The 12,894-nt window shown below is 61.3% G+C and carries 8 protein-coding genes; 7 read left to right on the top strand and 1 reads right to left on the bottom strand.

The annotated features are described in order from the left end of the window. Positions 1-4 precede the first annotated feature (4 nt). Positions 5-1,777 (top strand): hypothetical protein, encoded by a 1,773-nt coding sequence (locus tag JIN84_RS11315; RefSeq protein ID WP_200351154.1) that lies wholly within the window; start codon positions 5-7, stop codon positions 1,775-1,777. A 92-nt stretch (positions 1,778-1,869) separates the two neighbouring features. On the opposite strand, the gene JIN84_RS11310 is transcribed toward JIN84_RS11315, so the two are convergent. Beyond that, entirely contained in the window at positions 1,870-3,015 is a 1,146-nt protein-coding gene (locus JIN84_RS11310; RefSeq protein ID WP_200351153.1) for a hypothetical protein, read from the bottom strand. A 357-nt stretch (positions 3,016-3,372) separates the two neighbouring features. Between JIN84_RS11310 and JIN84_RS11305 the strand changes: the two genes are divergently transcribed. From JIN84_RS11305 to JIN84_RS11280, 6 genes are all read left to right on the top strand, one after another. After that, entirely contained in the window at positions 3,373-4,818 is a 1,446-nt protein-coding gene (locus JIN84_RS11305; protein WP_200351152.1) for a tetratricopeptide repeat protein, read from the top strand. A gap of 180 nt (positions 4,819-4,998) precedes the next feature. Then, the gene (locus tag JIN84_RS11300; RefSeq protein ID WP_200351151.1) at positions 4,999-5,388 is read left to right on the top strand and encodes a hypothetical protein; all 390 of its coding nucleotides are present in this window, start codon (positions 4,999-5,001) and stop codon (positions 5,386-5,388) included. A gap of 305 nt (positions 5,389-5,693) precedes the next feature. Beyond that, positions 5,694-6,254 (top strand): lamin tail domain-containing protein, encoded by a 561-nt coding sequence (locus tag JIN84_RS11295; RefSeq protein ID WP_200351150.1) that lies wholly within the window; start codon positions 5,694-5,696, stop codon positions 6,252-6,254. A 438-nt stretch (positions 6,255-6,692) separates the two neighbouring features. Next, positions 6,693-7,256 (top strand): lamin tail domain-containing protein, encoded by a 564-nt coding sequence (locus JIN84_RS11290; RefSeq protein ID WP_200351149.1) that lies wholly within the window; start codon positions 6,693-6,695, stop codon positions 7,254-7,256. A 709-nt stretch (positions 7,257-7,965) separates the two neighbouring features. After that, complete coding sequence (locus tag JIN84_RS11285) at positions 7,966-8,736, top strand: PEP-CTERM sorting domain-containing protein (protein ID WP_200351148.1); 771 nt, start codon at positions 7,966-7,968, stop codon at positions 8,734-8,736. Positions 8,737-8,865: 129 nt separating this feature from the next. Continuing rightward, positions 8,866-12,810, top strand: a complete 3,945-nt coding sequence (locus tag JIN84_RS11280; RefSeq protein ID WP_200351147.1) for an SdiA-regulated domain-containing protein — start codon at positions 8,866-8,868, stop codon at positions 12,808-12,810. Positions 12,811-12,894 lie beyond the last annotated feature (84 nt).

The raw sequence follows: 12,894 nt of genomic DNA, 5'->3' as shown, positions 1-12,894 counted from the left end.
TCTCATGAATGCCAGAATCATCGCCGCGCTGTTTTCCTTCGTGCTGATCGCCGCGGCACACGCGCAAACCGTCTTCACGCTCAACAAGACAAATTTCACTCCGGGTGAGTCCATCACCGCGACCTGGTCGGGACGGTCGTCACCGAAGGCGAAGGACTGGATCGGCATCTATCCGAGAAATGTCGCGCCGGGTGCGGTGAATTCCACGATATGGTGCTACACCAGCGGAACCGGCACCGCCGGCGCCGCGAAGGCCGAGGGATCCGTGACATTCACGAATCCCACTCTCGCCATGGGCCAGTGGACCGCGTTCTTTTTGGACAACGACGGGTATGGCAATCTCGGCAGCGTGGACTTTGTCGTGGCTCCGGCCCCCACCGCGGTGGCGTTCTCCCTCAACAAGACCTCCTACCCGACCGGTGAGGCCATCACCGCCACGTGGTCGAACCGGACACCGGCCTCGGCGAACGACAGGGTCGGAATTTTCCCGCGGAATGCCAACCCGGCATCGACCGCGGCCACCCTCTGGGTCCACACGTCCGGCACCCAGACTCCCGGCTCCGCACTGGCCGCTGGGTCCGTCACGTTCGGCACGCCGGGCCTTGCGATCGGCAACTGGACGGCCCACTTCCTCGACGCGGACGGCACGACGTCTCTTGCGAATTTCAATTTCTCCATCACCGCGCCGCTGCCCGCGTTCACCCTGGACAAACCGGTCTATCAGCTTGGTGAATCCATCAAGGTGACATGGTCCGGCCGGACCGGACCTTCCGCCACGGACTGGGTCGGGATTTATCCGAGCAGCATGTCGGGTGTTCCGGACGGCAGCCCGGCTTCCACCATCTGGGCCTACATGGGTGGAACACAGACGGCGGGCACTCCGCTCGCGGAAGGGACGTTCACCTTTACCAATCCAGGACTGCCCAAAGGAAACTGGACCGCCTATTTCCTGGCGAACGACGGCTACCAGATTCTCGGCACCGTCCAGTTCACCGTGGCCAACAGCCCGCGCATCACAGGCTTCACCGCCGATCACTCCTTCATCAACGAAGGCAACCCCATCACGCTCTCCTGGGTGATCGATCCGGGTGACGGCGTGGTTGAAAGCCTTGTCCTCGGAGACGGAAGCACACAAACCAACGTTTCCGGTCTGGATGTGCTGGAGGTTTCGCCGGAGCACAATTCCACCTACACCCTGACCTTGAATGGCAACGTCACCCTGCGGACACAGGTCTTCAAGGAAACCGGCAACAGCGAGGCGTTCTCGATCAACGGCAGCCATCTGTCATCCGGTTCCCCCCTCACGGCGGTTTGGAATGGGGCGACGGGGAATCCCGACAGTTGGATCGCCATCTACCGCGCCGGTGAAAAGCCGGGCACGAACTACGCCGCCTACTGGCAATACCTGAACGGCAGCCAGACAACCGGAGGAAATTTCCCCGCAGGATCGATGTCGTTCAATCCCGCGACGGGAGAATATTACGCGGTTCTTTTCACCAACGGGGGCTACGCCATCGAGCAGGGCCCCATCCGGTTCACGGTTCTGCCCGGGCAGGCCAAGCCTCTGGAGGTCACGCGCTTTTCGCAGGACGGCGAGGACATGCGGTTGGATTGGAACTCGCTTCCCGGCCTCTCTTACGATGTGGAGACCTCCACGGATCTCCTTCAGTGGCATAACGAAGCGGAAAACGTCCGCGCGTCCGGCACCTCGTCCAGTCTGTTCATGCCTGCCACACCTGGCGACTCCAGCCGTTTTTACCGGGTTAAAAGGAGGTAAGCTAGGATAGGGGATGAAGAACAGCCCAACGGCGGATCTTCATTGGGCGGCGACCGGAGGAGTTCCTCCGGCACCGTCATGCTTCGCCCTTGTCAGTCATCCCTGTCATATTTGTTTTCCCCACCTTGCCGGTCCTGAAGCTTCTCTTTCCTCCGCTCGATGGCGCGAAGCAGCGCGTCGGCATCCGGTTGAGCCGCCGCCCAGCTTTCCGCCGTTTCCAGCCCTTCCAATGACAAGGCCTCGATGACGGTGGAGACCACCTGGCCGTGGTTCACCCTGTCCGCCTTCCGGGTTTCCATCTCCACCGCCCAATGCAACGCCCCTTGCGGGTCGAATTTCGCCTTGGCGGCGGAAACCAGCGACAGGGCGGAATCGCTTACAAAGGGTTGGTCCAAATGTTCCTCGATCAGCGAAACCGCCGCGGGGTCGTTTCCTTCAGCCACCTTTCCCGCCAACGCGGTGAACATCGTTTCCAGATAAGGCCCGCCTGTGCCGGCGTTGGCCTCCAGCGTCCACAACAAGGCGGCGGCATCCTCCGTCGTGGCGGAAGCCGCTACCTGCCCACCCGCAACCGCCTGCTGGCTGGGGTGGAGAGTGGCAACGAGATCGAACGCTCCCAACGGATCGTCCTTCGTGCTGGCGGTGATGTAGGCCACCGCCATTTGATCACGGAATCTTCCGGTGGGAAGCCCGTCGAGCCAGCGGCCCGCCGCCTGCGGGTCCGACTGGATCCATCCCTCATACTGTCGTCTGACATTTGCCAGCTCCGCGAAATCCTCCGCCTTTCCCGTGCGGTCCGCGAGCAATCCGGCCCCGTTCAGTTGCCCGGCGCGGAAGTGCATCAGCTCCTCCTCTCCGGCCAGCGGAATGCCCGCCGCCTTCAATTCTTCCATCGCCTCCTCCACCTGTCCGAGGCCCGTGGCATCGCAGGAAGACAACACCTGGAGGAAGGCGGACATCCTGGCCACCGGATCAGCCGAACGCAGGGCGTTCAGGCTGCGGCTGCGGATGCTGCCGGTCCGCGCGGAGATCTCACCCTCAGGCGCACCCCGCCGGGCTCGTTCGCTTGTTTTTCCCACAAGCGGCTGCCCGGCCCGATGGCGTCCGGATGATCCGGCGGCGGCGGCTCCGGAGCGGTCCGGTTTTCCACCGCCATCGGCCCCGTCCCTGCCCGACACATTCCAGACAACCAGGGCGGACACGACAACCACCCACGCGATGCGTTCCGTCTTCTTCATAGGATGGCATCCATCGTGGAAACAAAGCCATGACGCAAGATATTCCTCGTGTCGTTTTTGCATATCTTCCGCTTCCATGGTCCGGATCAATATTCTTCCGGACTTTACCTAAACAATCAAAGCCATCACCGGAGACCGGCAACACCTATAATCAATTCATTTCCAACAACCGGAGACACATGACATGAATCATCAAGCGCGGCATCTCTTCAAATATGCAGCACAAGGTCACATCTCCGACACGCTGCAAATAGACAGCGGCAGGTAACATCTCCGCCATGCGGCAAGTTGGCACTTGTCCGAGCGCCCGAATCTCTTGTTAGAAATGCGATGCTATAGAAATTGGAATTCATCCATATGAAACACCTGACCCTTACATTCGTCCTGCTCGCCCACACCATCCTCGCCAAAGAGCTGCCGATCGCCGCTCCGCGACCCGGACCGGATCATGGACTGCGGCAGGCGGCCGATCTCTATCGCCACGGCTGGAAGGACTCCGCCAGAGCACTGGCGAAGCCGCTCGCGGACAAGGGCGACAAGGACGCGTGGTTCCTTCTCGGCCTCCTGCTTGAGGAGGCCACACCAGCCCGTCTTTCCCGCGCCCAGGCGATGGACCTGGCCTACCGCACCGCAGCAGCGGCCGGAAACGCGGAGGCGCGGCTCCGCCTCATCGTCGTCCGCATCGCATCCAGCGCGGATGAGAACGTCAGAAAAGCCGGCATCCGGGAACTCGAAGACATCGCCGGAAAAGGCGATCCCTCCGCTCTCCGCATCCTTGGCGAGATCAGCCTGCGCGGCCTTGTGGACGAAAAACCGGACAACATGAAAGCCCGCGAGTTCTGGCGGCGTGCGGCGGAACATGGCGACTCGTCGTCATTGCTCCTCCTCGCGAAACTCGCGGAAGGCGCGATCGCATCCGATCTCAAACCAGACCCCTCGTCCGCCCTGCAGTGGTATCGCAAGGCCGCCGATGCGGGCGACACCACCGCCGCGCTGAGACTCGGAGAACTCCTCGCGGCCGGTGATGCCGACGAAGGAAAGCGGTGGATCGAGAAAGCCCTCGCGGCAGGGGCCGTGGAAGGCCATTCCATCCTTGGTGATCTTCAAGCCGCCAAGGATCCTCAGGCGGCGCGGCTGCGCTACCAGAAAGGCGTCGAGGCAGGCGACACCCACAGCATGGTGAAGCTCGCCGCCATCCTCCTGCGGAATGACACGGAGCGCGCCGAAGGCATCCGCCTGCTGGAGCGCTCCGCCGCATTGGAGAATGCCGACGCCGCCGCCTGCCTCGCCGGAATCTATCTCAAGGATCAGCCGGTCAAAGCCTACCCATATCTCATCGAAGCCGCCGCCAACGGCATCCTTCAGGCACAGGCCGATCTCGCCTCCCTCTATTTGGAAGGCAGACTGGGAAAACCCGATCCACAAGCCGCCGTCGCATGGCTCACCGAAGCGATGAAATCCGGAAATGCCGATCTGCAGTATCAGCTTGGAACCCTCCACGAACAAGGCATCGGCACCCCCGTCAACTATGCGAATGCCGGCACGCTCTACACCATGGCAGGCAACAAGGGAAACACCGCGGCCCTCGCCCGCATCGCCTACATGGCGGACAAGGGACTGGGAACCAAGATGGACCAGATCCAGGCATGGGCCTACGCCAGCCTCGCCATCGAGCGTGGCGACAAGAACGCGAACGATCTGCTGGCCGGGCTGGATAAGAAGCTCGACGATACCGCGAAAGCACAAGCCCGCACGGTACTTGCGAAACTGCGGACGGAAACCTCGCCGGGTGTTCGGAACTGATCCTACCGGAGACCGGCATGACATGATCATCTCATACCCGCCTTTCCACATGAACCTTGGGAAATCAGCGGGACATGCATCCGCGCGCTGACAATGAAATCGTCCAACACGGAATTTGGGAAAATCCGCTGACCGACGCTCCGGTTCATCTCCCGGCAAAACACAATATCTATTGAGACCATGAAGTTGTTATTTCTTGTCCTGGCGGTCTCCGCCATTACGGATGTCCCAATTCGTGCCACCGAATATTCCCGCGCGGATCCATTCGAAGGACGCTTCGAAATCTCTCCCGCGGGCACCCCGTATGTCAGCGGCTGTGGTTGGAGCTACAAGGACGACACCGGAACGGTCGCCGCCGGAATCCTTCTGCCGGGCACTGTTTCCAACGCATGCGATAGGGGAATCATCATCAGGACCGGTGCCGCCGTGTTCCACCTTGTCTGGTTCGGCCAGCCCGGTCGGGCATTTCCCTCGGCTCCGGAGGACCATGCCGTGGCCAGCACGAGGACACTGGAAAAGCACACGCAATCGGAATTATCACTTCTTCCTGTTTTTCCGCGGATGCGGTGAACATCACCACAACCTTGGGAACGGAAGACCCTACCCGATGACATGCCCGCTTCGGAGGCCCGGAAATCCACCACCCGCCATATGTTAATCCACGGGCTCCATTCTCATCCGCCCGGGCGTCACGGATTGCCGCCATGCCTCCGACACAGGGACGAATGATGAGTATTTGCATTATCCGGTGTCCGACATGGAACCCCGAAATCTTTGCGATCCTCCTGCGAAACGGTCCATTGTCAGATAGTCCGGAAAATCAACAACCATCCGATCACGTCCGACCCGAAGTAAAACAAAAAACATATAACAGCATGAAATCGCCATCCCTCACCCTTATGGTTTTCGCCGCCACCGCTGCCGCCTCAAGCGCCCAGGTGCGGATCACCGAATATTCCTACAAAGGACTTTTCGGACAATATTTCGAAATCTCCAACCTCGCCCTGACACCGGTCAATCTCAATAACTGGAGATTCAACAACAATACCGGACTTTACAATTTCGGGGCACCCCTGCCGAACGTCACCTTGGGAACGAATGGCACGGTGATCGTCACCGAGGTCAGTGCCACGGTTTTTGATATCGCCTGGTATGCGGAACCCGGCTTGTCCGTACCGGTAAACCTGATGGCTTATGTGGAGAACAATACGAAAAATTTCGAAGATGTCGACGAGATCCGCCTGTTCAACCCCGGCGGCATCGCGGTGGATGTGGTATCGGTCATCACCAGCATCCGGGATACCGAAGACCGCGCCGCCGTCCTCAATGCCGCCCGCACGAACTGGGTGTTCGCCGACACGATTCCCGGCTCATGGAAGGCCGGCGCTCCGGGAGCCAACGGGCCCGTCGGCAATCCAGGCGTCGTGGTTCCCTGATTCCGTCCGGCACCCGCACTCCGCCCCACGGCCCGTCCCATGATCCCTATGGATCGGGGGACGGGCCGAAACGCATGATGACGGTGACAACCCGCCGGCCACGCGTGAGAAGCGGACCACCGTCCCGAGGATCTTCCGCCGCACTCCCCCGGCGTCCCGGTGATATTCCAACTATATATCCATTTCCCGGCCAATCCATCATCATCTTTGGATTCACCCGCCGCCAATCATGAGCATCCGCCCGCCCGTAATGACCGGATTAAACTATATATTTTAACTTGATGATTATTTGCAGCGAAAGGTGGCTAATTCGAAACCCCAAACCCTTTGTCACTTCCTGAGAAAAATGATTCATTATCCACGGATCAGGCAAATCCAGGGACCAAAGGCCCGACTTGATCCTTAGTAAAACAACAACAACAAAAAGACAACAAAACCATGAAAATGCTATCCCTTGCGCTCGCTGCTTTCGCAGCCGCCACCGTCGCTTCCAACGCCCAGGTCCGCGTCACCGAATATTCCCACAAGGGCCTTTTCGGAGAATATTTCGAAGTCGCCTACCTCGGCGCCACCGGAACGACACAAGACCTCACCGGCTGGAAATTCAATGACAACAGCGGAACCGCTTCCACCGGAATCGCTCTTCCAGCCGTCATCCTGAATCCTAACCAAACCGTGATCGTCACCGAGATCAGCGCCGGTCTCTTCGAGCAAGCCTGGTACGGCGAGCGCGGAGTCTCGGCTCCTGCCTCCCTGGTGGACTATGTCGAAAACAACCAAAGGAACCTCGGCAAAACCGACGAAATCCGCATCTTCAACGCCGGTGGCACCCAGGTCGACACCGTGAGCATCACTTCCGCTCTGGACACCGAAGACGCTCCTGCCGTGCTCAACGCGGCCCGCACGTCCTTCGTGTTCGCCAGCACTGTCGCCGGCCAATTCAAAGCCGGTGCTCCTGCCGGCAACGGCCCAACCGGCAGCCCGGGCATCGTGGCTCCTTGATCCATACCGGGAATTCCATCATTCCCATTGACGGCCCGCCCCATGATCCCCCGAGGATCACGGGGCGGGCTAACTTGCGTTCATCCGGGACATGGAATGCCGTATCGCACCCCACCTCTCCGCCGGATCGGATGCGCGCGCCATCGCCGGATGAAACCATATGAAAAAACTTCGAGACTTCCTCTGAAACGCCGCCCAGCACGACACCGCGGCCCCTCTTCGTTCGGAGATCCGTATCCAGGCATTTCCCAAGTCCATTGTGAAAGAAAGCGAACTCTCATCCGGCGCTCCTTTGTCCGATATCAGGTTGTCATCCATTCGCCGGTGACAGGCACCGGCACCAACATCGACCGGCCCGCGTGCTCCGGGTGCCCGGATAGAGGCCGGCCGCCAGCCATTGTGACCGGCTCGTCGGAATATGCAGCATATCTGCATCATCCGCTCACACTTTCGTAACACCCGCTCTTCCGTGTTGCCTCCTCCCGACTCTTCGGAATGATGGAGGATTAGGCATATCTCCAACGCGGTTGATGAAGAGTATTTGCAGCACTTCCGCACAAACATGACACCTGAAATCTTTTGAGGTTTCGGCAGCGGAATGATTCATCTCCCGTCCGGGAATCACCACCCCCTTCGCACGGCCCCCATACCCGTGATCCCCCACACCGGTCACGGACAAGGCTGGAAACTCACATCAATAAAATCACACATGAAAAAAAATCTGCTACTTATCGGAACGGCGGCTTTCGCGCTGTCTTCTTTCTCGCAAGCCGCCACTGTCGCGCTCGGTGCCGGCACCTACACCGAAAACTTCAACACCTTGTCCACCGGCACGGAAATCGCTCCCGGATGGGACTTCCGCAGGAACGCGACCGCTTCTTCGCTTGGGACCACCAAACGCGTTCTTCTGAATTTCGGAAACGCCTTCCCCTGGGCCGATGCGGGCGGCGGTGCCTACAACCTTTCGTCGACCAACATCCCTCAGGCCAGCGACGCCACCGCGCAGGCGGCCAATGCCAACCGCGCCCTCGGTTTCGGCCAGGTCACCACCGCCGGAGATCCGGGCGCGGCGCTCAATTTCAACTTCTCGACGACAGGAGTGCTTTTCGACTCGTTGACCATCGATCTCCTCCTCCTGCACGACGCCGGGAAATCGACCACCTACTCGCTTCAGTACGCCACCGGAGCCGCCCCCACCTCTTTTGTGACTCTGGCGACGTGGTCCGATGCGAGCATTCCGTCCGGCTGGGGAAGCGAAACCCTCACGTTCGACCGCGCCGACTTCGGTTCGGCCCTCGATGGCCAATCCCAAGGCTGGCTCCGGTTGGCGGTCATCGATCCCGCGACCGGCAGCGGCAGTTTATATGACGTGGTGGCGATCGACAACCTGTCGATCTCCACCAGCGCGGTCCCCGAGCCTTCCGCGATGCTCCTCGGCTGCCTCGGCGTCCTTGGATTCCTGAGCGCGAGACGCCGCTGAGAACCCGCGGAACACATCCCTGTCAGTCCCCGCCATATCAGCCGGAAGCCGCCCCGCTCGTTGCACAACACGAAGGGCTTCCGGCGGACGTGTCGGGGATTTCCCATAAAATACGACCAGCAGTTCAACATGAAATTCACCATACTCGCAGCAAGCGCCTGCGCCGCCACATTCTCCCTCCTGCCAGCCCGTGGAGATGTCCTTGTCAGGTTCGACAACGGAAGCGTCGACCAGGGAGGCTTCAACGAAGTCAACTCCCCCGGGACCTACAACCTCCCTTTCGAAGCCGTGGACTGGTCCGACCACGTCCAATCCCCTTCCGGCCTCCAAGTGAAGGGCCAGGTCAAACGGGTGGACACCGGCTCTTCCGCCATCAGCAACTGGGGAACCGCCCTCAGGCCATCCGACCACATCAGCTTCAAGGTGTCCGCACTTCCCGGCCACAAGCTCAACCTCACGAGCTTTTCCTTCAACACCGCCCTCGGTGAATACTCCTACAACCTGGCCACATCCTTCGTATGGGCCTACCGTGTCGACGGGAACAACGATGGGACTTTCGAACAAGACTGGACCTACGGCACCCTCTACTCCCAAGCCACCCACGGCGCCGCGGTTTTCGACAGGGCCCGCACCCTGGATTGGGCGCTGCCCGGTCTCTCCACCACCGGAACCATCGAGTTCGGCCTGTTCGCGACCGCTCCCAACGCCTATGGGACGGTGTTCCTCTTCAGCACCGACGGCGCGGGGAACGGCGGCCTGTCCCTGAATGGAACGGTGACAAAATCCGATGGCAGCGCTCCGGCACCCCTGCCTCCCCTGCCTCCGGGAATCCTCGACAGATACACGCACACGACGAACTATTATCTGAGCGACGGAGAGGCAGCCGGATATCCCTACGACCAGATCAAGGGCAAGGTCGGCGCACCGGAAGCTTCCGGCGTCACCTACAACCGGGATACCGACACCCTTTTCATGGTCGGTGACGAAGGCTACGCCATGGCCCAGTTCACCAAACAGGGGCAGTTCGTGAATTCCATGCTCTTCGACTACAAGGTGTCCCCGCGCGACAACCGTGCCTTGGACGATCCCGAAGGAATCACTTATCTCGGGAACAATACCTTCGGCGTGGCCGACGAACGCGACAACATGCTGCGGATCACCACCTTCGATCCTGCCGCGATGAGGACACTGACGAACCTCACCCCGACCAGCTACCCCTTCGGCCCGCTCGCCAACAACAACGATCTGGAGGGAGTGGCATACGACCCGATCAACAAATCCATCTGGGGTCTCAAGGAACAGGCTCTCTGCAGGGTCTATGAAATGAGCGGAGTGCCGGGCGTCAGCGAAGCTGGAACCAAATTCTCTGTCGCACAGCCGATCGCACGGAAGTGGCTCACCCGCGCCGGATTGGCGGAAACCCACGGCTCCTCCCTGGCCACGGTGTCGGACATCTTCGTGCTCGCGGCCAGCAAATACCTGCCACCCGGCCACCCATCCTACCGCAATCTCCTGCTGCTGGGACGCGATGCGGAGAAGATCGTCGAGATCACCCGCGAAGGCAGGCTGGTTTCCACCCTGGACATCAGCATGATCGGAAGGCAGACGATCGAAGGCATCACCATGGATGACGACGGGGTCATCTACCTCGTGTCCGAAGGGAACCTGAAAACCGGTGCTCCCCCCGAGCTGAAAAACTCCGGCCTCCACGTCTTCACTCCGGCAGCATCCCCCAACTACACCCTGCAGCTTCTCCACCTCTCCGATGGCGAGGCCGGGCTGCTCGCCTCCCAGACCGCGCCGAATCTCGCCGCGCTGGTGGATGCCTTCGACGATGATTATGAAAACACCCTGATCCTCTCCGGCGGCGACAATTTCATCCCCAGCCCGTTCCTCAACGCGGGGACGGATCCTTCGCTGAACGCCGTTCCCGGCATCGGAGCGACGGCCTTCGCCCGGCCGGACATCGCCATCCACAACGCTCTCGGTGTCGAGGCGTCCGCCATCGGCAATCATGAGTGGGACCTCGGCTCGAACGTCTTCGCGGACGCCTTCCGCGCGACGGGTGCCTGGGTGGGCGCACAGTTCCCGCACATCAGCCTGAACCTTGATTTCTCGGGGGATGCGGCGATCAACCCCCACTTCAACAACGTTGCGCTCGATGGTGCCACCACCGGTATCCCGGAAGCCTCCGGCCACAAGGGCAAGATCGTCCCCACCGCAGTCATCACCAAGGGTGGTGAAAAAATCGGCCTCGTCGGCGTGACCACCCAGTTGATCGAATCCATCTCATCCCCCAGCGGGACGAAGGTGAAGGGCGCTCCCGGCGGCGACAACATGGACCTGCTCGCCAGCCAGATCCAGCCCTACATCAACGAGCTTGCCGCGGAGGGAGTGAACAAGATCATCCTGCTCGCCCACCTCCAGCAGATCACCAACGAACAGGCGCTCATCACCAAGCTGAGTGGCGTGGACATCGTCCTCTCCGCCGGTTCCAACACCCGCCTCGGAGATTCCGACGACGTGGCGGCGCCCTTCCCCGGCCACGCCGCGACCTTCGCCGGAGACTACCCGATCCGCACCGCCGGCCTCGACGGCAAGCCCGCCCTCATCGTCAACACGGACAACGAGTTCACCTACCTCGGACGCCTTGTCGTGGACTTCGACGAAAACGGGGAACTCGTCCTCGGTTCGCTCGACGACCGCAAGGCCGTGAACGGAGCGAAAGCCGCCACGGCGGAAAACGCCGCCGCCGCATGGGGAACCACGGTGGGCAATCTCGCCGCCACCGCTTTCGCCCCCGGGACCAAGGGAGCGAAAGTGAAGGCCATCACCGATGCCGTGCAGGCCGTCATCAGCGCCAAGGACGGCGAGGTCTTCGGCTACACCAGCGTCTATCTGGAGGGCGAGCGCGCCTTCGTCCGCAGCGAGGAGACTAACCTCGGCGACATCACGGCGGATGCGAACGCCGGCAAGCTCCGGGCCATCACCGGCAGCACGGCCCCCATCGTTTCCTTGAAAAACGGCGGCGGTATCCGCGCCCAGATCGGAGCGGTCTCCAGCGCGGGCGGCAGTGCGGTGAAACTCCCGCCACCGGCCAACCCCGCCGTCGGCAAGCTGGAAGGCGGCGTTTCCCGCCTGGATATCGAAAATGCGCTGCGCTTCGACAACAAGCTCATCGCCTTCGACACCACCGCCGCCGGCCTCAAGGCCATCCTGGAGCACGGCGTGGCCCAGTGGCCGAACCAGGGCCGCTTCCCGCAGCTCGGCGGAGTCTCCTTCGCATGGGATCCCGCCCGTACGGCAGGCGACCGCATCCGCACCATCTCGCTCATCGGTGACGAAGGCGAACTCGCCGCCGCCCTTTACAAGGATGGGGCGCTGGTCGCAGGCACTCCGGAAAACATCACCGTCGTCACCCTGAACTTCATCGCCAACAATGGCGACGGCTATCCGGTGAAAGCGAACGGCTCGAACTTCCGCTACCTCCTTGCGAACAACACCCTGGGTCCCGCTCTCGACGAAGCGAACGATTTCACCGTGCCCCCCTCGCTTCCGGGAAATCCCATCGGCGAGCAGCAGGTCTTCGGTGATTACCTCGCCTCCCGCCACGCCACGCCCGCCACGGCCTACAGCACCGCCGACACGCCCGCCACTTCGGACCTCCGCATCCAGAAACTGGACGTGCGCAGCGACGTGGTGCTGCCATACAGCCTCGCGGAACTCGTGAACTTCAACCGATACTCGGACGCGCTCCGCCTGCTCGGCCTCGATCCGCTTCTGGCGATCACCTCGCCGCAGGCACTCGCCGCCCTGCAAGGTGTCCGCAACGACGGCCGCGACGAAGTGCTCGCCAATCCCGGCGGCCACGGACTCTACACCGAAGACAGCATCCAGGATCTCCGCGGAACAGGCGTGCTGGTCCGCGTGCGAGGTGGAGAGGTCCACCTGTCCCTGCCGCTTGAGCGATCCACCACGTTGGGAGCCGGTTCATGGGCACCTGTGGGAGCCTTGGAAACCACCTTGCCGCAGCAAGGCAACAAGGAATTCTACCGCCTCACGCTGCCGAAATAAGCAGATCGCTCATCCTCTCCCCCACCCCGCCCGGCACCGCGCCCGGCGGGGTTTTTCGTATGAAAACCACCCTCCATCCGGGAT

Source organism: Luteolibacter yonseiensis, assembly GCF_016595465.1.
In the GTDB taxonomy this organism is placed as follows: Bacteria; Verrucomicrobiota; Verrucomicrobiia; order Verrucomicrobiales; family Akkermansiaceae; genus Luteolibacter; species Luteolibacter yonseiensis.
This window is presented reverse-complemented; position numbering and strand designations above follow the sequence as displayed.